General features: G+C 43.0%; 14 protein-coding genes. 6 read left to right on the top strand and 8 right to left on the bottom strand.

Translation table 11 applies throughout. From position 1 onward, the window contains the following. Positions 1-18: 18 nt before the first annotated feature. Positions 19-777, top strand: coding sequence for a DUF1080 domain-containing protein (locus SNE26_RS21680; RefSeq protein WP_321555973.1), 759 nt, complete (start codon positions 19-21; stop codon positions 775-777). A gap of 174 nt (positions 778-951) precedes the next feature. On the opposite strand, the gene SNE26_RS21675 is transcribed toward SNE26_RS21680, so the two are convergent. The 4 genes from SNE26_RS21675 to SNE26_RS21660 all read right to left on the bottom strand — a co-directional run bounded on the left by SNE26_RS21675 (position 952) and on the right by SNE26_RS21660 (position 5,091). Then, positions 952-2,655, bottom strand: a complete 1,704-nt coding sequence (locus tag SNE26_RS21675; protein WP_321555972.1) for a CocE/NonD family hydrolase — start codon at positions 2,653-2,655, stop codon at positions 952-954. 32 nt (positions 2,656-2,687) lie between these two features. Further along, positions 2,688-3,386, bottom strand: a complete 699-nt coding sequence (locus tag SNE26_RS21670) for a response regulator (protein ID WP_321555971.1) — start codon at positions 3,384-3,386, stop codon at positions 2,688-2,690. After that, positions 3,383-4,441, bottom strand: a complete 1,059-nt coding sequence (locus SNE26_RS21665) for a histidine kinase (RefSeq protein WP_321555970.1) — start codon at positions 4,439-4,441, stop codon at positions 3,383-3,385. Before SNE26_RS21665 ends, SNE26_RS21670 begins: the two co-directional genes overlap by 4 nt. Before the next feature lie 167 nt (positions 4,442-4,608). Next, on the bottom strand, positions 4,609-5,091 hold the full coding sequence (locus SNE26_RS21660) for a DUF1801 domain-containing protein (protein WP_321555969.1): 483 nt from the start codon (positions 5,089-5,091) through the stop codon (positions 4,609-4,611). 129 nt (positions 5,092-5,220) lie between these two features. Here SNE26_RS21660 and SNE26_RS21655 point away from each other — a divergent pair, with 129 nt between their 5' ends. Beyond that, positions 5,221-8,091: a hypothetical protein gene (locus tag SNE26_RS21655; protein WP_321555968.1), complete on the top strand. Its 2,871-nt coding sequence runs from the start codon at positions 5,221-5,223 to the stop codon at positions 8,089-8,091. A 66-nt stretch (positions 8,092-8,157) separates the two neighbouring features. On the opposite strand, the gene SNE26_RS21650 is transcribed toward SNE26_RS21655, so the two are convergent. Then, positions 8,158-10,500, bottom strand: coding sequence for an MMPL family transporter (locus SNE26_RS21650; protein ID WP_321555967.1), 2,343 nt, complete (start codon positions 10,498-10,500; stop codon positions 8,158-8,160). 682 nt (positions 10,501-11,182) lie between these two features. Between SNE26_RS21650 and SNE26_RS21645 the strand changes: the two genes are divergently transcribed. The 4 genes from SNE26_RS21645 (at position 11,183) to SNE26_RS21630 (ending at position 17,678) form a co-directional block, all read left to right on the top strand. Continuing rightward, positions 11,183-11,551 carry a diacylglycerol kinase family protein gene (locus SNE26_RS21645; protein WP_321555966.1) on the top strand — a complete coding sequence of 123 codons (369 nt, stop codon included), beginning with the start codon at positions 11,183-11,185 and terminating at the stop codon, positions 11,549-11,551. Then, positions 11,541-12,266, top strand: coding sequence for a DNA repair protein RecO (gene recO, locus SNE26_RS21640; protein ID WP_321555965.1), 726 nt, complete (start codon positions 11,541-11,543; stop codon positions 12,264-12,266). The genes SNE26_RS21645 and recO overlap by 11 nt, the downstream gene beginning before the upstream one ends. Positions 12,267-12,893: 627 nt before the next feature. Then, entirely contained in the window at positions 12,894-15,272 is a 2,379-nt protein-coding gene (locus SNE26_RS21635) for a glycoside hydrolase family 3 C-terminal domain-containing protein (RefSeq protein ID WP_321555964.1), read from the top strand. Positions 15,273-15,338: 66 nt separating this feature from the next. Further along, the gene (locus SNE26_RS21630) at positions 15,339-17,678 is read left to right on the top strand and encodes a glycoside hydrolase family 3 N-terminal domain-containing protein (protein ID WP_321555963.1); all 2,340 of its coding nucleotides are present in this window, start codon (positions 15,339-15,341) and stop codon (positions 17,676-17,678) included. Positions 17,679-17,884: 206 nt separating this feature from the next. On the opposite strand, the gene SNE26_RS21625 is transcribed toward SNE26_RS21630, so the two are convergent. The 3 genes from SNE26_RS21625 to SNE26_RS21615 all read right to left on the bottom strand — a co-directional run bounded on the left by SNE26_RS21625 (position 17,885) and on the right by SNE26_RS21615 (position 20,722). Continuing rightward, positions 17,885-19,174 carry an IS4 family transposase gene (locus SNE26_RS21625; RefSeq protein ID WP_321555129.1) on the bottom strand — a complete coding sequence of 430 codons (1,290 nt, stop codon included), beginning with the start codon at positions 19,172-19,174 and terminating at the stop codon, positions 17,885-17,887. 262 nt (positions 19,175-19,436) lie between these two features. Continuing rightward, positions 19,437-20,312 carry an IS3 family transposase gene (locus tag SNE26_RS21620; RefSeq protein ID WP_321554928.1) on the bottom strand — a complete coding sequence of 292 codons (876 nt, stop codon included), beginning with the start codon at positions 20,310-20,312 and terminating at the stop codon, positions 19,437-19,439. A 29-nt stretch (positions 20,313-20,341) separates the two neighbouring features. Beyond that, entirely contained in the window at positions 20,342-20,722 is a 381-nt protein-coding gene (locus SNE26_RS21615) for a hypothetical protein (protein ID WP_321554927.1), read from the bottom strand. Between the last annotated feature and the right edge of the window lie 84 nt (positions 20,723-20,806).

Below are 20,806 nucleotides of genomic sequence, written 5' to 3'. Positions count from 1 at the left end.
TAATTAAACATAGCACCAATGAACAAGTTATTTTTAATAGCACTAACAGCCATAGTCATAAGCGGCTGCCATTCGTCCACCCCAAAAAACTATAATAACGACAGTACCAGTGTTGCTGATACCAATCAAAAAAAGGATAGCACAGCCTTGGCGTTTGAACCTTTGTTTGATGGTAAAACTACCAATGGCTGGCATGCCTACGGTAAACCGGCACCGGGTTCGGCCTGGAAAGCCGAAGATGGTGTACTGCACCTCGACGCATCGCAAAAAGGCGACTGGCAAAGCAAGAACGGCGGTGATATGGTAAGCAACGAGGAATACGGGAACTTTGACCTTAAGCTGGAATGGAGGATCTCCAAAGGCGGGAACAGCGGCATCCTGTTCCATGTTAAGGAAGATACCACCAAATACAAGTACAGCTATTTTACCGGCCCCGAATGCCAGGTTGTTGACAACAAGGAGAACGAGGATGGCAAACTCATCAAACACCGCGCAGGTGATCTGTATGACCTGATCTCGATATCAAAAGAAGTAGTTAAACCTGCCGGCGAATGGAACCAGGTAGAGATTGTTTGTAACAACAGCAAGCTTGATTTCACCATTAACGGTGAGCATGTGTTATCAACAACCCTATGGGATGATAACTGGAAAAAGCTGGTTGCAGGCAGCAAGTTCAAAGAATGGCCCGATTTCGGAACATTTAAAACCGGCCATATTGTGCTGCAGGATCATGGTGCTGATGTATGGTACAGGAATATTAAGATCAAGAAGTTATAATGTTTTAATAAAAAAACGTCATTGCGAGGAACGAAGCAATCTCAAACTATATAGGGCAGACTTACACAGCCGCTTTGCTAATCGGGGATTGCTTCGTTCCTCGCAATGACGCGGTTGAAAACATTGACATTTTTTAATTTCTTGTTTCCTGCCACCTGACGTCTTGCGTCTTGTCTACCTCAGCACCGGCACATTAATATAACTATCATTAAGCCATTTTATTTGCAGTGGTTCTTTAGCATCCTGGATATTTTCATCGCTTACATTGTTACCCGTTCCGTAATTGATCTGTTCAAAAGGACTTTTATTGATATTGAGCAGGATCACTATGCGGCTGCCTTTGCTGAATTGCCTGCTGGTAATATAGCTGTTGGTAAAAGGAATAGTTTCCATTTGTCCCGGTTTTAGCAAATGCCTTTTCTCCGGGTTAGTAGCATAACTGGCCCTGCCCATAAAATAGGTGAGATAAAAATATTTGCCATCAGGCATTTCCTCAAACATCACCACATGGTAATCCAGGTCCTTTTTGTTGATTACAGTTTTTAACACGCCCGAAAATGCACCGCTTACGATTAAGGGTTGGGTAAGCGGATCGCTTTTAAAAACAAGACTACTACCGGTGTTCAGCGTATCGTAAATAAGCTGGTTTAAAAAATAGTAACTGTTGATGCTGTCCCGGTTGGCGAAGTTGATGTTTTGGGATGCGAAAGCCTTTCTTAACGGCTTAACCGGATTTAAGCGGGAATTATCCAAATAAAATTTCAGGGTATCATTACTCATTTGTTTTAGTGATGGCACATGCTTCCACTCGTTGCTGCCCATAACTTCAAAGTTGAACTTATCTTTCAAAAAGGCTGGCTTAGATTTGTTTTTGAAGATATAATCAAACCACTGGTAAATAATTTCGTGAATGTTGATCCGCGCGGCGTCATCGATACGGTAACCATTCAAAACCGAATCAGGGTGCCCCTGTGAACCGAAATGCCCGTAGGGTCCAATAACTACGTAATGGTTGGCTTTGGGGGTATATTTCAGGTGTTCCCGATAATAATACATGCCGCCAATCTGCCCGCCATCGTAATATCCTGTGGTAGTTAACACCGGTATCCTGATATCGGCAAATTCATTTTTGTAAGGGATCATGTTTTGCCAGTATTGATCATAGGTGGGGTGTGCTACCCAATGCCTGAACATATTATTGATCCCTCTGCCGGTAAGGCTGTCGAGCGTATGGTAAGCTAAGCCGGCGTTATACCATTTCCAATACAGTTGGTTCCATTGCGGGCCATTGTAATCTTTTTCATCCAGAAATTTGTTGTTGCTGGTATAGTATGTCCAAGAAAAAACAAAGCTCATTTGTACATTATTGGTCATGGGCACATCAAGCCCCGGTGCCACAGCCGCCGAAGGCACAATAGTTTTAAGTGCCGGATGAAGTTTTTTTGCAGCAGCCCATTGGGTAAAGCCGTTATAGCTTCCTCCGTACATGCCCACCCGGCCATCGCTCCAGGGTTGTTTACTGATCCAGTCGATCACATCGTATGCATCGCGCCCATCGGTTTCATAAGCCAGCGGCTCGCCGGGACTGTTCCATTTGCCGCGGGTATAGGCAATCACGCCAACATAGCCCCTGTCCGCAGCTTCCTGAATTTTTAATGAATCTGTTCGTCGGGCATAAATGGTAAACTGGAAAATAGCTGGTAGCTTTTCGGTTACGCCTTTTTTGCGGGCCACCATCACGGTAACGAATGCGCCGTCACGTGTTTTAAGTAATACGCTATCCCGAAGATAAGGTCCTGTAGCTTTTTTGTTTTGTGCCGATGCTATGCTGCCAAAAACAAGGCATAGCAGGAGCAGGGAGAATAATTTTCTCATCATTTTTAATTGTTGTAATATTTGTAATGGTTGATCTATTTATTTGCTGCCCAATGCCTGAATTTTGCCGATTGCCGTTCGGATACTTCCAGCTGCGCGCCAGTACTAATGGTTATTTTTAAACGGCCATCCACGGTTGTAATAGTTTGTATGTATTGCCTGTTAATGATCTGCGCACGGTTGATCCTGAAAAATATGCTGCTGTTCAATTTTTCCTCCAACTGGTTGAGCGAGCTTTTCAGGAACACATTTTTATCGCCAAAAAAGATCCGTGCATAGTTATCCATCGATTCAATAAGATGTACTGAGCTCCACTGAATAAAATGGTATTGCTGGCGGTCTTTCACAAAGATCTGCCCGGCGGGATCGGCCTTGCTTAACCGCTGCCTTGCCTGCGCTATGGCTTTTTCAAATCTTTCATCGCGAATGGGTTTTACGAGGTAATCAAGCGCGCTTACTTCGAAAGCTTTAACCGCATATTGATCATAAGCTGTTGTAAATATCACTGGTGGCACCTGCGCTAATGCCTCCAGTAGGTCAAAGCCTGATTTTTCGGGCATCTGGATGTCTAAAAAAAGGAGGTCTGGCATTTGCTCGCCTATCATTTTCATGGCATCGTCGGCATTGACAGCTTCTCCTATAATTTCAAAATCAGGGTAATGGGCAAGCAGCCGTCTTATTTCACTTCGGGCAGCGCGTTCATCATCAATAATCAAAACCCGTATCTTTTTCATGCCAAAGGGATTTTAATAGTTGCTGTTACCATGTCATTAGCTTCGCTGATAATAAAACAGGCAGCGCCTTTGTACTGTAATTGCAAACGTTCGTTCAAATTTTTGATACCTAATCCGCTGCTTTCTTCAATAGGCTTTAACCTGCCCGGATTGGTTATACACATTGTCAACCCGCTATGGTTATTAGTGAGTTTTATGCTGATGAGCCCCCCTTGCTTTTGCTGGCCGATGCCGTGCTTAATAGCGTTTTCAATCAGGGTTTGAATACTTAAGCGGGGAATAAGCATATCATGAAACTCATCGCCTGCTTCAATGTGATATTGCAGCCGCTCTTCAAGTCTTAGTTTTTCCAGCTCAAGGTAATCTTTAACCAGTTCCAGCTCTTCTTTTATGGTGGTCATTTGTTTGTCGCCGCTGTAAAGCGAATTCCGCAGCAGATCGGCCAGCAGGTCGATAGCCCGCCTTGCTGATTTAGGGTCGTCAATAATTAAAGCCTTGATGTTATTTAAAGAGTTGAACAGGAAATGCGGGTTAAGCTGCGCCGACAGGTTATTAAGCTGTGCATCGCGGGTAATAACCGCCAGCCGGGCGTTTTCCCTGGCAATGCCAATCTCGCGTTTTGAATAATGGTATAGGTGATAAGCCAGTAGCCAGATGGACATCAGGCGTACCCCGGCTACAAAAATGCTATCGCGGTAAAAATCAAAAAACTCCGTGAATGATTTTGAAAACCCCGGCTGAAACCACACCCTGAAAAAATAAACTTTTGAAACCGTTACAAACAGGTAAACCAAGCCCAATACTATAACTGCGGGTATCAGCCTTGGCAATAACTTGTTTAACCCAAGGTTTTGCCAGCCCAATTTTAGGGCAAGGCAGCGATAAAGGTGGGTGATGAAGATATAAACAGCAACATCAGTGGTAAATTGAATGATACCTAATAACCAGTGAAAGCCCGGCTGACTATAGCCCGTATACCCCCAGTAAAGCGCCGCAACCGACCAGCCAATGAGCTGGCATTTCCAGTAAAGTGATATAGTTGCCTGTTGTTTCAATTTGCTTGTTGCCGAATTATTATCAAAGCAACAAAAACTATTATACAGTTAAAAGATAAAGTACATGGACGCAGATATTTAGGGGATGAGTGAAGAAGAGATGCAAGACATTTAGATGTAAGAGCCAGGAGCCTTATAGCTTTTAGTGATTGTCGACTTTAATGGCGCTACTTCTTAGGTACCTTTAGTTTTTTTTCGCGCTTATTGTTGGATACCATTTTTACAATAGTTTTGCCCTGGGTGAGCAGCTTAGGGTCTTTTACTTTTTTAAGCGAGTTTTGCCATGCTTCATCAATCAACTTTTTTACTTCGGGCTGCGGAAAGGCTGCTATATCAGTTACCCTTAAATACCGGTATTGGTTACCATCGCCAATGAGCAACTGTTGAGGGTCAGTCAGCTCGGCTCCCCAATAAAATCCAAAATGCATATTGAAATTGACCCGGTAGATAGCCACGGAACAAAATATATGACCCATCCTTTCGGTTGGCGACCAACCAAAGGCCAGTGCATTATAATTATCGTAAATAAGTTCGTTGGCCTGCGGGTATAAATCCCATATAAAATCGCGCAGCCACAAAGCGCGTTCCCTCACTTCGTAGGGGAAAGTCCTCATAAAAAAAAGGAGGTCGTTCACTTCTTCTTTTGGCATAATATAAATATAGGGCATTTATTTATCGGCCAATAATAATTATCTTTATATCACCCGATTATAAACCTAAATACATCCAAATTGAAAAACAGCTGCTTCAACAAACCAGTATTTGTCTACATAGCAAAAATGATGAGTGACTCATTGGTCAGCCTGCTCATTTTAGCGCTTATTTTATTTTTCAATTTTTATTGCTGTGCGCAGGAAAAAGCTCCGGTTTCACGCCTGCTTGAAATGAAATCGGCCCAGGATAATATTACCAATCAAAACCCCGCCGAAAAAATCTATCTGCAATTGGATAAAAACACCTACACCCCTGGCGATACCCTTTGGTTTAAGGCCTATCTGTTTAACGGACCCACACTCAACCTGTCGGCCAAAAGCGGGTTAATGTATGTAAGCATTATTACCGATAGCAATGTAGTAGTAAAGCGGCAGCGACTGCCGGTTGAAAATGGGTTAAGTTGGGGCAACATTAGCCTGAAGGAGCTGCCGGCCGGTACTTATACGCTTGTTGCCTACACCCAATGGCTGCAAAATTTTAGCCAAAATTGTTTTTTCCGGAAACAGTTCATCATTGCCGATGATGCCAGCAGCGGTTGGCTGTCTAACTATACCTGTTCAAGTGCAATAACTGATGGTAAGGAACTGGCACACGTTAAGCTAATACTCAGCGATGCTTATAAAACGATTATAGCAGGCAAACCAGTGCAGCTGTCGGTAATGAAAGGCAAGAAGCGTTTGTACAGGGAAAACCTGCAAACCGACGAAAAGGGCATGATAGATATATCCTTTAATCTGCCGGACAAACCAGGAGATATCCGAATTATAGCCACTGATGCCGGAAGTAACCGTGTAAATATCCCGCTCAACTTTAATCGCCCGCAGGATGCCGATGTTCAGTTTATGCCCGAAGGAGGTGAGCTCGTGGCCGGATTATCGGCACATGTCGGGTTTAAGGCTATAGGGTTAGACGGCAAAGGCATCAACGTTTTGGGCCAGGTACTTGATCACGAAAAAAAGGTTGTGGCTAATTTTGCAACGCAGCATTTGGGCATGGGTAGTTTTAACTTGCCGGTTGTTAACGCGGGCGAAAATTATACAGCTAAAATAACCCTGCCTGGTGGTTCAATCCGTGAATTTCCGTTGCCCGATGTTAAAAACGACGGGATCGTCCTGAACGTGATCAATATCCCCAAAGAAGATTCGGTAAAAGTCCTGCTTTCCGCAACCGATAAAATTGCCAGATCAGGTGAAAGCTATTTCCTGGTAGGTAAAGCCCGCGAAATTATTTGTTATGGTGCAATGGTCGACTTTAAAAACGGTACGTCTATCAGTCAAAAAATCAATAAAAAGCTTTTCCCTTCTGGTATCACTCATTTTTTGCTGCTTGATAAAAACAGCAAGCCATTAAACGAACGGTCGATTTTCATTAACCGGCATGACAACCTGCATTTAAACATCAATGCAGATAAAATGGCTTATGGTCTAAGCGATAGTATAGCGTTACACATCAATGCAAAAGATGCTTTGGGCAATCCGCTCGCCGGCAATTTTTCAATAGCGGTTACCGATGACGCGCAAGTACATCTGGATAGCCTGAACAACGAGAATATTGCTACCCGCATACTGCTTACATCCGAATTAAAAGGCTTTGTGGAGCAACCGAACTATTATCTGACAGCTAATAATACACAAGGCAAAGATGCACTTGATAACCTGTTGCTTACGCAGGGCTGGGTAAGTTACAACTGGCCCGATGGTAAAGATAATCCTGGTTACGTTGCCGAAACCGAGATGGCGGTTAAAGGTCGCGTAATTAATGTTTTTAACAAACCTGTTAAACAAACTAAAGTGCAGCTATTTTCCAAATCGCCGATAGTGGCAACTGATATGCTCACCGATAAGGACGGCAGGTTTGCGTTTCGTAATCTCCCACTTGCAGATACCCCGGCTTATTTTATTAAAACTTCTAAAAATTTTAATGTTGGCATTGTAATGGACGATGCTCCACCTCCTGTGTTGCTGGCATCTGCCGGCCCCACACCAATGCCCTGGTATGTAAGCAGTGACAGTACCTTGTTCAACAGTTTGAAAAATAACCGGATGCGGCAAAATCTGGTCGATAATCTACCTGCTGACACTAAGGCTTTAAAAGAGGTAAAAATTACCGCAAAAAAAATAGTTAAAGGCTCACAAAATTTAAATGGTGCAGGTAATGCCGATTTGGTCTTTGATGAAGCCGACATGTTGAAAGCAAGTAAAAAGAGTCTGCTGAATTTTTTAGAGGAGCATGTTCCAAACCTGAGATGGGCGACTTTAACCAAAAAGTATAGTTTAAGATTTGCATTGCAGGATAAATCACTTGATGAGGTCAACGCAATATCGCAATTTGTTATTGTGCGTCCATTGGTAACTATTCCGTGGTATTTGATAGATAACAAACCCATGAAGTTAATAGTTGATGGTATTCCTTTTGGTAGTATATTTAAGATAACGTCATTTGATGAGCCGAATGGAGATGATATTAAAAACTACCTCGAGTCGAATACAGCTGAAGACGTTAAGGGGATTGAGATTAACAGTTCAGGCAAATATAGCGGTGACTATTTTCGTAGATATATTTATCCGGAATGGAAGCCTAATTTAAACCCGTTGGATATAGCTTTTGTTGAGATCACTACACGTAGCGGCAAAGGGCCGGCGATAGTGCATACACCCGGGGCTTATTTATATAAGCCTTTGGCATTAAGCGTTCCGGCCCGGTTTTATCGCCCGCGTTATTTGCCTAATGATGCAAATAAACATACCCCTGATTTGCGCTCAACTATACATTGGGAGCCCAATATAACAACCGGCACCGATGGCAAAGCAACCGTATCATTTTACGCAGCAGATAAACCAACAACTTATACTTATATTTTGGAAGGCACCAATATGGATGGCAGTGTTGGCTATACTTATGGTAAAATTAAAGTAGCCGGTAACGCAAATCCGTGAAGGGTGCAGCAGTAGCTTGGCGTTTTTAAGGACAGGGCAGCAAAAGCTTTCGGCTTTGAGCTCCAATCAGGCTTCATCAATATCCGGCCCCTTAATCTTCTTGCGGTCAACGCCGCCTTCAAGTGATAACAAAAACGCGGGCAGCAGGGTAAGGTTGCTGATCATGGCAACCAGCAGGGTTATAGACAACAGGATCCCCAGGGCTGCGGTGCCGCCAAACTTTGACACCGCGAAAATCCCGAACCCGAAAAATAACACGGTTGCAATAAAGATCATACTCACCCCGGTTTCGCGAATGGTGTCTGAAACTATTTGTGAAATGCTCTTTTTACTGTGGCGTAACTCATGGCGGTAACGGGTAATGAAATAGATGGTTTGGTCGGACGAGATGCCCATGGCTATACTGAATATCAATATGGTCGACGGCTTAAGCGGGATGCCAAAAAAGCCCATAATACCGGCTGTGATTACAAGTGGAACAAGGTTCGGCACCAGTGATATAGCAATCATTTTTATACCCCGGAAGAGGATCCACATTACGCCTGCTATTAGTGCTATAGCCCAGGCAAGGCTTTCATAAAGGTTTGTCAACAGGTAGTTGGTGCCTTTTATAAATATAATGCTTGAACCAGTTAGCTCAACATGGAACTTCTTCGGGTTAAAAATAGAATCGATCCTGGGTTGCAGTTCGGCCAGTACCGTATTCATTTTTTTTGAACCGGCATCAACCATTTCAAAGGTAACACGGGTAACGCGGTGGGTGCTGTCGAGATAAGTTTTCAGCAGGCTGCTTGTACCTTTGCCCGAGTTGCCGGCATAGTTTAGGATAAAGTTTTGCTCCAGTCCGTCGGGCAATCGATAGTACTCGGGGTTGCCGCCATAAAACGCCTGTGTACTGAACTTCAGCACCTGGATCAATGATACCGAACGGCTGAACTCCGGGTAGGAGGAGATGAGTTTTTCCAGCCTCTCCACCTTGCGGATAGTGGCCAGGTTCATTACCCCATTTTTGCGTTTGGTATCGATACTAACCTCTAACGGTAACACACCCTTAAAATTCGACTCGAAAAATTTAAGATCATGCAGGGTATTATTACTTTGCGGCAGGTCATCAACTACATAGCCGTTAATGTTCATTTTAACCATGCCAAAACCCGCAATAATGATCAATACTACGGTGGCGATGTAAATAACCTTGCGTTTGGTATGTACCAGCTTATCCAGCGTAGCCAACAGGCCGTCCATCAGTTTACTGTCTTTAATGCCGGTTTGGCTTGCCTTAGGTGCGGGCAGGAAACTGAAAATAATGGGTACTAAAATCAGGCTCAATGCAAAGGTGCCCAATATGCCGATTGAAGCTACCAGGCCAAACTGGGTAAGCAGTTCGCTGTTGGTAAAGCACAAAACACCAAAGCCTATAGCTGTAGTAACGTTTGCTATAAAAGTAGTGATACCTGCACGCTCAACAGCAACTTCCAAGGCAGCCATTTTATTACCGCTGATGCCATACTCATGGAAATATTTATTGAGGATGAACACACAATTAGGGATCCCGATCACCACAATAAGCGGAGGAATGATACCCGTAAGAATGGTCATTTCGTAATGCATCAGTTGCAGTACGCCCAGGCTAAACACCACACCCAATATCACCACTATCACCGGGAAAATAACCGGGAATACCGAACGGAAAAACAGCAGCAGGATAAGGCCGGTAATGATCACCGAAAGGCTGAGGAATAATGAAAACTCATGAGCTACCAGGTCGCCAACAACTGTACGGATGAGGGGCAGGCCGGAGTAGTGTACTTTAATATTGTGTTTCTTCTCAAATGCCTGTCCAAGCTGGCCGATCTTTTTAATGATAGGTACGCGGAAAGGGGTATTGATGATCTTATCGTCAAAAGTAATGGCCATGAGGGTGCTTTGGCCATCCTCGCTTACAACCAGTCCTTTATAAAATGGCATAGAAGCAAGCTGTTGATTTACGCTGTCAACCGCCGCGGCTGTTAGCAGTGGACCGGTAACCAATGGCTTCAGTACAAATTTATGCTGCAGGGTATCTTTTTGCAGGTTGTAGATATTGGCGGCCGAGATCACGGCTTTAATCCCCTTTACTTTCTTTAACTGTTCGCCAATCTGGTACCAGTCGTTAAAAACATCTTTATTATGGAAGATCTCCGGCGACTTGATTCCGATGACCATCGATGAGGCATCCTGTCCGAAGGTTTTCTTGAACTCGGCATAACGGATAAAAGCTGAGTCGGTAACCGGGAGCACTTTACCGCCGTTGAAGGTAATTTTTACCTTCGAAGCTTCGTAGCCCATAAAGGTGCTCAGCGCTAAAACGCAAATAAAAATTATCAGCCTGTTTTTAAGAATTGCAGAAGCTATATGTTTCCAGAACATTAGTTATTGATATGTAAGGGGAGGCGCAAAACTACGAAAATTGCGTTATCTGCCTATTAATGATAGTGATAATGTGACAAATATATAACCGGTAACGCTTTATGTTGTGGTTAACAGATTTGTATACAGTATTTAGTGTTCAACTTTTTTAGGTGTAAACACTTGAGCTTGTTTTAAAAAATAAACAGTGTTGATAATTAGGATGTTACGTTTTTAGCGATTTGATGTTTTGGGAGATATGAACAAATTTGTTCTGATAATCAGCTTTTTATGTTTTTGAAAAATAAAAAGCTGAACACCCGTTTTTTAAAAGTTGAACACTTGTGTTATGCCGTTGCCGGTGTTGTTTATTGAAGATGAAATTACTTCTAAAAAATATGTCATTGCGAGCGTAGCGCGGCAATCTCGTAGCTAATGCATGTCCGATCTGTATAGCTACGAGATTGCTTTGTCGTGCCTCCTCAATGACATGGCTTTTTAAACCAATATTTATGCCGTTGTTGGTGTTGTCACCAACAATTATTGGATGGATTAACCGAGATTGTTAATTGGATGGTGTAGAGTTGTTGGTGACAACACCAACAACGGCGAGACAACACTAACAACGGTGCAGGTAAGGATAACTACAATACCGCAGTATAACGCCTGTCCTTATTTGCACTTAAACTTTGTATTTTTGAGCATGAAAAGGTTGGTACGCAGTTTTGGTTTCGCGTTTAAGGGTTTAGGGTATGCTGTCAAAACCCAGCCTAACTTCAGGTTTCATTTGGTGGCCGGAACAATAGCCGTTGCATTGGGCTTCTTTTTAAAGCTTTCAACTGCCGAGTGGCTTTGGCTTATGGCTTGTATTACCGTGGTACTTGTTACCGAATTGCTTAATACTTCGCTCGAAACACTGACCGACCTGGTTTCGCCCACTTATAACGAAAAAGCGGGGCATGTAAAAGATATAGCTGCCGGTGCTGTTGTTGTGGCTGCACTATTCGCGCTGATAACGGGAATAGTTATTTTTTTACCGAAGATCATTTTATTGATAAGGCATGCTGCATAAAACCCGTGGAATCATATTCAGGGCTACCGATTATGGCGAAAGCAGCGTAATTGTTCAGATCTTTACCGAAAAGTTTGGGCTGCAATCGTACATTATCAACGGAGCAAAAAAGCCAAAAGCAAAAATAGGCCGGAATATGTTACAGCCCCTGCACCTGTTGGACCTTGTGGTTTACCATAAAAATACCGGGAGTGTACAGCGCATTTCTGAACTGAAAAATGCACCGGTACTGCTCAGTATTCCTTATGATGTAATTAAAAGCTGTATAGCGATATTTTTGAATGAGGTGTTGTACAAAGCCATAAAGCAGCAATCGCCTGATGAAAACCTGTTCGATTTTATTTTCAGCGCTATTGAATGGCTCGATCACCAAACCGAAAGCGTAGCCAATTTTCACCTGGTATTTTTAACCCGGCTTACCCGCTACCTCGGTTTTTATCCCGACCGCTATATGGCTGGCAATGCGGATTACTTCGATATAAAAAATGGGCAGTTTACCCGTTTCAAGCCCGATAGCGTTTCGTACTTGTCGCCCCCCCATACTCAAAGCTTCGGGTTAGTATTGCAAACCGGTTTTGAAAATATGCATGCGCTTCAGCTGAGTAACGATGAACGCCGATACCTGTTGCAAAAGCTGCTGGAATATTATGCCATGCATGTTGAAGGTTTTGGCAACATAAAATCGGCTGATGTGCTGGAAGAGGTATTGGCGTAGTGAGAATATTATAAATCGTCATTGCGAGTGACCATCAGGGAGCCTGAAAAAAACTGTTATGACGTATATAATATATTTTAGCGATGGTGTGCGGGGGCCGCGTTAGTGATAGGAGCGGATACCGTCCGTTAGCCAACGGATAATGCCTGTGCAGTATGAGCACGGCCCGTTGGCTAACGGGAACGCCCATATTTACAAAACCGAATAAAAAGCACTCAGTCTCATCCTGTATACTCGCGTCAGAATATGTTACCTGACATAATTAAAAAACTATTGTCATGTTGAACTTGTTTCAACACCTCACTCGCTAAGCACATGCTAAGCAAATCGCCTACCTTTCTTGTGGGGTGCTGAAACAAGTTCAGCATGACGGCATGGAGATGTCATTTCCCCATCAGAGTCCATCGGACTTAAACACTCAACATGACAATTTTATTTTGTTGTCCTTCAACTCCATAGCTTTATTGACCCCCTCCATCCATAATCTTCATCCTTTCATCGATAAAACTTGCTATTGTAAAACTTAATTTTTACTATTGTGTAATAATGACACAAAGAGTGTAATTTTTGCTGTTATTGTTACCGCCAATTAGTACCCTTTAACCTATTTAATTTTTAAACATGAGAATGAGCTACAAATTACACGTTGCTTTAGCAGGCGTTTTATTTGCCGGTGGAATCCATCAGGCAGCACTGGCCCAAAGCAAAAAACCGGCGCTGCAACTAAGTGCAACAAACGTAAAACAGATTATTGCCGCCATGACACTCGAAGAAAAATCGAAGCTTGTTGTGGGGATGGGTTTTAAAATGCCGGGTGTGCCGCCGCCGGTAAAGGGTAAAAAGCCTGAAGCAATTGATATAGGGGGCTTTAAATTGCCTCCGTCTGATCCGGATGCTTATAATATTCCCGAAAAAGTGCCCGGAGCAGCCGGTCGCACACATGCTATTGCCCGTTTAGGAATCCCTTCAATCACGGTATCTGATGGCCCCGCCGGTTTAAGGATCGAGCCTATCCGTAATGGCGATAAATCAAAAACTTATTATGCTACGGCTTTCCCGGTGGCTACCTTGCTGGCCTCAACCTGGGATACCCAGCTTGTGAATAAAGTAGGTGTTGCCTTTGGTAACGAAGTGCGCGAATACGGGGTTGATATTTTGCTTGCACCGGGGCTTAACATTCACCGTAACCCGCTGGGCGGCCGTAATTTTGAGTATTATTCTGAAGATCCTTTAGTGGCAGGCAGCATGACCGCGGCTATTGTCAATGGTATTGAATCAAATGGGGTAGGTACTTCCATTAAACATTACGCGGCCAATAACCAGGAAACCAATCGTAACTCCATTAACACCATAGTAAGCGAGCGTGCCATGCGTGAGTTGTACCTGCGTGGTTTTGAGATAGCGGTAAAAAAAGCACAGCCCTGGACAGTGATGTCATCATACAATAAACTGAACGGCACTTTTACATCCGAAAGGCGCGACCTGCTCACTACCATCCTTAAAAAGGAGTGGGGTTTTAAAGGTTTTGTCATGACCGATTGGTTTGGCGGTAAAGATGCCGTAGCGCAAATGAAAGCCGGCAACGATTTGCTGATGCCGGGTAACCCAACCCAATCAGAAGATATAGTAGCCGCCGTAAAAAGTGGTAAGCTTAGCGCTCCACAACTTGATGCCAACGTTGAGCGCATCCTGAATGTAATAGTTCAATCGCCTACGTTTAAAAAATATAAATACTCTGATGCTCCTGACCTGGCCGGTCATGCTGCTGTGGCCCGTGAAGCAGCCGCGCAGGGCATGGTGCTTTTAAAGAATGACGATCATGCCCTGCCATTTGGTGCAGGTAAAAGGATCGCAGTATTCGGTAATACCTCGTATGATATTATCGCAGGTGGTACGGGCAGTGGCGATGTGAATAAAGCCTATACCATTTCGTTAATGCAGGGTTTGGCAAATGCTAACTTCAAATTACAGGAAACGCTGTCAAATAATTACAAAGCATACCTGACAGATATGAAGGCCAAACAGCCAAAGCCTAAAAACTTTTTCGATCACCCGGCACCTATTCCAGAAATGGATGTAAACGCTATCGTAGCAGAGGAAGCCAATGGTGCTGATGAAGCACTGATCACGATTGGTCGTAACGCCGGCGAAGGTGCTGACCGTAAGCTGGAAAGCGATTATTATTTAAACGATGCGGAAAAAGGATTGATCAATGGTGTTGCTAATGCTTTTCATGCAAAAGGTAAAAAGGTAATTGTTGTACTTAACGTAGGTGGTGTTGTTGATGTTATCGCCTGGCGCGACAAGGTTGACGGGATCTTATTAGCCTGGCAGCCAGGTTTGGAAGCCGGTAACGCCATTGCCGATGTGCTGAGCGGTAAAGTAAACCCATCGGGCAAACTGGCGACTACTTTCCCTGCCGATTATAAAGATGTACCATCGGCTAATAACTTCCCGGGTACGCCTGAAGGTAAACCAACACAAGTTATTTATGAAGAGGGTATTTATGTGGGCTACCGTTATTACGATGCCGCTAAAATTACCCCGGCATATGAGTTTGGTTATGGCTTGTCATACACCAACTTTAAGTTCATTGATCTGAAATTAAGCTCAAAGGTTTTCAAAAATGCAATTACTGCAACGGTAACGGTTAAAAACACCGGTGAGGTTGCAGGTAAAGAGGTGGTGCAGTTGTACCTGGCGGCTCCTAAAAAAGATCTGGATAAGCCCGAAGATGAGCTGAAAGCTTTCGGCAAAACCAAACTGCTGGCCCCGGGGCAATCGCAAACGTTGACGTTTACTATCAAAGCATCTGATCTGGCTTCGTTTTATACCAACAGGCAGGCCTGGATAGCTGATGAAGGAGACTATAAAGTGAAAATAGGTTCATCATCTCGCAAAATTGAGGAAGCAGCATCTTTCAGCCTGGCTAAAGATATCACTGTTGAAAAAGTAAATAAGGCGCTGATGCCCGAACAAACTATAAACGAACTAAAACTAAAGTAAAACCAACCTGGCCTCTGCAATATTTTTTGCAGGGGCTTTTTTCTTTAACCTGAATCATGAACCATCATGGCCAAACCAATTAAACTGATAACCCTGCTGGCCTTGCTGCCCGCAACGGCTACAATAGCACAAAATAAGTGGACAGAAAGAAAAGCAGGCGATATTGCTTTTGTTACCAATACCGGTGGGCAAAACTTAGGTTACTCCACCACATCCGGCGTAAAAATATTAACTGTTGATGGCCTTGCTTTTAAAGACCTGAACAAGAACGGCAAACTGGATAAATACGAAGACTGGCGTTTGCCGGTTGATGAACGGGCTAAAGACCTCGCCTCAAAAATGAGCGTTGAACAAATAGCGGGGCTGATGCTGTACAGTCGCCACCAGCCAATCCCCGCTGCTGCGGGTGGACCTTTTGCCGGTACTTATAATAACAAGGTATTTGCAGAAAGCGGGGCGAAGGCGTCTGATCTTTCCGATCAGCAAAAGCAATTTTTAGCTAAGGATAATGTAAGGCATGTGCTGGTAACTTCGGTACAAAGTCCTGAAATAGCCGCGCAATGGAATAACAACGCACAGGCTTTTGTAGAAGGATTGGGTTTGGGGATCCCCAACAATAACAGCTCCGATCCGCGGCATGGTACCGTGGCTACTGCCGAATACAATGCAGGGGCAGGAGGGGCTATTTCCATGTGGCCGGGATCGCTTGGGCTGGCCGCTACTTTTGATCCGGAAGTGGTGAAAAACTTTGGCCATATAGCCGCTCAGGAATACCGGGCTTTGGGTATTTCAACAGCACTTTCGCCGCAGGTTGATATCGCTACTGATCCGCGCTGGGCCCGTGTAAGCGGTACTTTTGGTGAAGACCCGCAATTAGCCGCCGATATGGCCCGCGCTTATATTGATGGCTTTCAGACTTCAGAAGCTGAAAAGGAAATAAAGAACGGATGGGGTTATAATAGTGTAAATGCTATGGTTAAACACTGGCCGGGCGGTGGTGCCGGTGAGGGTGGTCGTGATGCACATTATGCTTATGGTAAATACGCGGTTTATCCGGGGAATAATTTTAAACAGCACCTGATCCCGTTTACAGAAGGTGCTTTTAAGCTGAATGGTAAAACCGGTATGGCTGCAGCCGTAATGCCTTATTATACCATCTCCTATAACCAGGATGTTAAGAACCATGAAAATGTGGCCAATAATTATAACTCCTACATCATTAACGACCTGCTCCGTAAAAAATATAAATACGATGGCGTGGTTTGTACCGATTGGCTGGTTACCGGCGATGAAACTACGGTTGATTCATTCCTTTCGGGTAAGTCATGGGGTGTGGAAGGACTTTCTATTGCGCAGCGTCATTATAAAGTGCTGATGGCCGGTGTTGATCAGTTTGGAGGTAATAATGAGGTTGCTCCGGTCACCGAAGCTTACCAAATTGGTGTAAAAGAGCACGGCGAAGCATTTATGCGGGCAAGGTTTGAGCAATCGGCAGTGCGGTTGTTACGCAATATTTTCAGGACAGGTTTGTTTGAAAACCCTTACCTGGAACCTGAAGTGTCAAAACAAGTTGTTGGCAAACCCGAGTTTATGGATGCAGGTTACCAGGCGCAGCTTAAATCAATAGTGATGCTGAAGAATAAGGCTAATATTTTGCCTTTGCAAAGCGGCAAAACTGTTTATGTTCCTAAAAAATTTACCCCGGCCGGCAGAAACTTTTTAGGGATGGAAACGCCAGAGAAACTGGAATACCCGGTAAATATGGAAACTGTTAAAAAGTATTTCAAAGTGACTGATAACCCGGATGAGGCTGATTATGCCCTGGTATTTATCGCCAGCCCAAACAGCGGCGGCGGTTATAACAGCGCCGATGCCAAAAACGGCGGAACAGGTTATGTGCCTGTTAACCTTCAATATGGCGCGTACACAGCTGCCGACGCCCGTGCAACCAGTATAGCAGGCGGCGACCCGCTGGAAAAATTTACCAATCGTACTTACAAGGGCAAATCAAGCACTGCTATTAATGTTACGGATCTGGCTATGGTTACCGATACTTATGCAAAAATGAAAGGCAAGCCAGTTATTGTATCTGTTAACATGAGTAACCCGATGGTGTTTGCTGAGTTTGAAAAAGATGCCAATGCTATTATTGTTGATTTTGGCGTACAGGGCCAGGCATCGCTTGATATCATGACCGGTAAAGCCGAACCATCAGCATTGCTGCCATTGCAAATGCCGGTTGATATGAAAACCGTTGAAGCCCAGTTTGAGGATGTGCCGCACGATATGAAATGCTATGTTGATGAGCAGGGCAATAAATATGATTTCGGTTTCGGTTTAAACTGGAAAGGTGTGATTAAAGATGGGCGGGTGGATAAATATGTGAAGAGTGCGGTGAAGCCGTAAGGGCAAAATATTCAAAACATAACGGCGTCATTGCGAGGTACGAAGCAATCCCCGATTAGCAGATCCGATCTGTAAAGTTTGGGATTGCTTCGTACCTCGCAATGACGCTTCTTTTATTATCCTATTTCACAATCCGCCTGGCATTATCCTTTACAAAAGTATCTCCATCGCTACCGCAAGCGCAATGTCATTAAGTTAAGTTGGTTTTAGATTGCATCTTTTTGATTTTTAGTTACTTTAGGTCTGATCCTGGCTCTGTATTTACCGGCATGTCTTGGGAACGTTCGATTATTTCTCACCGGGATAGTATGTTTAATAAACAAAGCTTCTAATTCCTGAAATACAGATTCTAAAGGGGCTTGTTTACAAAGCAATTCTAATATCCTGTTTTTTAAGAACCCATAAGAGAGGTTTGTATTTACCTTGTAATCGTATTTTTTGGCTTCATTTTGTATAGACAATTCCGGTTCCAGATCATTTACAATAACCGATTGAAGATTGCTGATAAAAATGGCACAATAAAAATCCTGCAATATGCTCGCTTGTGAGTAACCTGTGAAGTGTTCGACCTTAAGTTTGTTCTTTAATTCATCATAAAAGGTCTCAACTCCCCATCGCATGAAATATAGCTTTTTAAACAGTTTAGCAGGGTATTTAGTACTATCCAACAAAGTTGTTATCAGTACCTCTACTTCTCCGCTCGGAAGGTCAACCCTTAATAAACGCACTTTTAACGGAGTATTTTTATCATAATCCTTATCTTTTAGTGAATGACTTTCTGAGGGATATATTTCCGTAACTACAGATTTCTTACCGCCGGCTACAAAGGTAGTAGCGAACGAAAAATTCGCTACTGTTACCCGTATCAAACAATCAGCCCCCAATTTAACATGCTCATGTATAAAATCGTAAGAAGGGTATCCTCTGTCATATATGATCAGGTCTTTCTTTTTCCATTTTTGGTTATGCCTTAGCGCGAGTTCCCTTTCCCCTTTATTCAAACCATCTAAAGCTGCATCTAAGACTAAGCCATTTAAAACATCGTATAAAACAGATGCTCTTGCTTGTACAACTTCCACTGTGGACTGATTTTTCATTACGCCATAGCACTTTTTTAATTCGGCAGTATAAGGTAAAGTAAGTTTGGTGCTATCAACAACCAGTATCCTAATACCATTTAAATAGTTTGCCGTCTCGTTGTCTGTCGTGTAAAAGTTCTCAATAATCACATTTGAAAGGTGACTGAAAACGGCTGGATCGATCTTTTTCCGGTTCTGAATAAAAGCGCTTGAGGTAAAAGAGCGGGCATTGCCAAAAGAAAAATGCTCATTCAAATAACGTACGAAGCCATCTATTTCAATGGCAAGGCTTCTTCTTAATAAATTGAACATAAATAGCAAAGTTGAACTAAAAGGCTGCTTTCTGTTCCTGGTAAAGTCTTGTTCATTCATCTTAAACTTCAGAGCAAGCTCCTTGCTGAAAATTGTCTCCCTCAATTTTTCTATGATTAAAAATGAGGTTTTTTTTGCACTTTAACTAATTGATTATGAATTAAATATAGGAAAAATAATCAATTAAATAAAGATAAATAACTGATTATTAGTAACTTATTCGCTAACTTAATGACATTGACCGCAAGCGTCCTCGCTTGTGGGCTTCATGCTAAGTTATGTAAGCTGTATCGTCCTAAAATAAGTTTACAGTTTAATTGATTAATCCTGCTATAGGTTTACATTATTGATTAGTCCTAAAATAGGTTTACAGATTGACATTTTTTGAATTATAATAACTTTTCCAATTTCGCTGTACAGATAGGTTATTTTGATGTACGATCTCAGGTGTAAGCATATTGCAACTCATGTGAGGCCTTAGCTTATTATAAGTGTTTACAGACTTAGCTAAAAGTTCCATAACCTGGTTTTTATCATTAAGTATATGATGTTCCAGGTACTCCTGTTTCATTATTCCATTTATCCGTTCCGCTACTGCGTTCTCTAAAGGGTCTCCGTTTTCGGTCATGCTGATGATTATTTCATTGTCCTGTAATAGCTTTACATAATCATAGCTACAGTACTGAACACCTCTGTCTGAATGATGTATTAAGCCAGTCAAAGGCTGGTCACTTTCTTTAATGGCCATTTGTAAAGCACTAAGTGTGTGAACTGCATCCAGTGTATCAGCGGCATGATAGCCGACGATCTTTTTACTATAGGCATCCGTTATAAAACTGATATAAACGAATCCCTTCTTTGTCCTGTAGTAAGTGATATCTGACACCCATATTTCGTTCACTTTAGTCGGAATAATTTCTCTTATGCAATTAGGATATTTTCTTAGCCAATGAAAAGATTGAGTAGTATGTATGCGCCGCCTTTTCTTTCTAACTAACAAGTAGTGAGCAGCAAGCAGATCAAAAAGCGCATCCCTGCCCATTTTTATCCGGTGCTCAAGCAAAAAAGGCTGCAGCAAAACATAGAGTTTTTTACCGCCAATAATCGGATGTATGGCCCTTATTGCCCGGACCTCATTTAATAATATTTCCTGCTCAAAGCTTATCGCTTCTGTCTCCCAAAAATGCTGGTAATAGGCCTGCCGGGTAACTCCAAGTAAACAACAGCACTTCACCAGGCTCATCCCAGGGTAGCTGTCTTTAATCTCACGGATTACTTGGTATCGGACTTTTTTCGGATATTGATCTTAAGATCTCTTTCGGCCACTTCTATCATTTTACGATAAAGCTCCTTCTCCAGCAATGCATCTTCAAGTTGCTTTTTTAATAACTTAATTGATGCGCTGTTTTCGGCCGGGACATCCTGATCTTTCTTGGTTGGCATATCATTCGAAGATACATAAATTGTTTTCTTCATCTCCAATCCGAATGATTTGAGCCAAAACGCAATACGGCTATTGCCTAATTTGTATTTCCTTTCAATCGTTGTTCGGCTTTCCTGACCTTCTAAATATTCTTGACAAACTTTACGCTTAAACTCCTCGCTGTACTGGCTTTGCCATTTGCTGCCATACACTTTTGAATATCTTTCCATTTTTGTTTACTGTTGTGTAAACCTATTTTAGGACAAGACAAGCTGTTCATTAAACGCGGGCCACAAGCGAGGACGCTTGCGGCC

Source organism: Mucilaginibacter sp. cycad4, assembly GCF_034263275.1.
Lineage (GTDB): Bacteria > Bacteroidota > Bacteroidia > Sphingobacteriales > Sphingobacteriaceae > Mucilaginibacter.
The sequence above is the reverse complement of the archived record's forward strand: the minus strand, read 5'-3'. Positions and strand labels throughout refer to the sequence as shown.

What these genes read in the sequence shown, in the direction of transcription:
- SNE26_RS21680 (WP_321555973.1), top strand. Translation starts at nt 19, where the DNA reads ATGAACAAGTTATTTTTAATAGCACTAACAGCCATAGTCATAAGCGGC.
- SNE26_RS21630 (WP_321555963.1), top strand. Translation starts at nt 15,339, where the DNA reads ATGGCCAAACCAATTAAACTGATAACCCTGCTGGCCTTGCTGCCCGCA.
- SNE26_RS21620 (WP_321554928.1), bottom strand. Translation starts at nt 20,312, where the DNA reads ATGAGCCTGGTGAAGTGCTGTTGTTTACTTGGAGTTACCCGGCAGGCC.
- recO (WP_321555965.1), top strand. Translation starts at nt 11,541, where the DNA reads ATGCTGCATAAAACCCGTGGAATCATATTCAGGGCTACCGATTATGGC.
- SNE26_RS21645 (WP_321555966.1), top strand. Translation starts at nt 11,183, where the DNA reads ATGAAAAGGTTGGTACGCAGTTTTGGTTTCGCGTTTAAGGGTTTAGGG.
- SNE26_RS21675 (WP_321555972.1), bottom strand. Translation starts at nt 2,655, where the DNA reads ATGATGAGAAAATTATTCTCCCTGCTCCTGCTATGCCTTGTTTTTGGC.
- SNE26_RS21635 (WP_321555964.1), top strand. Translation starts at nt 12,894, where the DNA reads ATGAGCTACAAATTACACGTTGCTTTAGCAGGCGTTTTATTTGCCGGT.
- SNE26_RS21655 (WP_321555968.1), top strand. Translation starts at nt 5,221, where the DNA reads ATGATGAGTGACTCATTGGTCAGCCTGCTCATTTTAGCGCTTATTTTA.
- SNE26_RS21660 (WP_321555969.1), bottom strand. Translation starts at nt 5,091, where the DNA reads ATGCCAAAAGAAGAAGTGAACGACCTCCTTTTTTTTATGAGGACTTTC.
- SNE26_RS21650 (WP_321555967.1), bottom strand. Translation starts at nt 10,500, where the DNA reads ATGTTCTGGAAACATATAGCTTCTGCAATTCTTAAAAACAGGCTGATA.
- SNE26_RS21670 (WP_321555971.1), bottom strand. Translation starts at nt 3,386, where the DNA reads ATGAAAAAGATACGGGTTTTGATTATTGATGATGAACGCGCTGCCCGA.
- SNE26_RS21615 (WP_321554927.1), bottom strand. Translation starts at nt 20,722, where the DNA reads ATGGAAAGATATTCAAAAGTGTATGGCAGCAAATGGCAAAGCCAGTAC.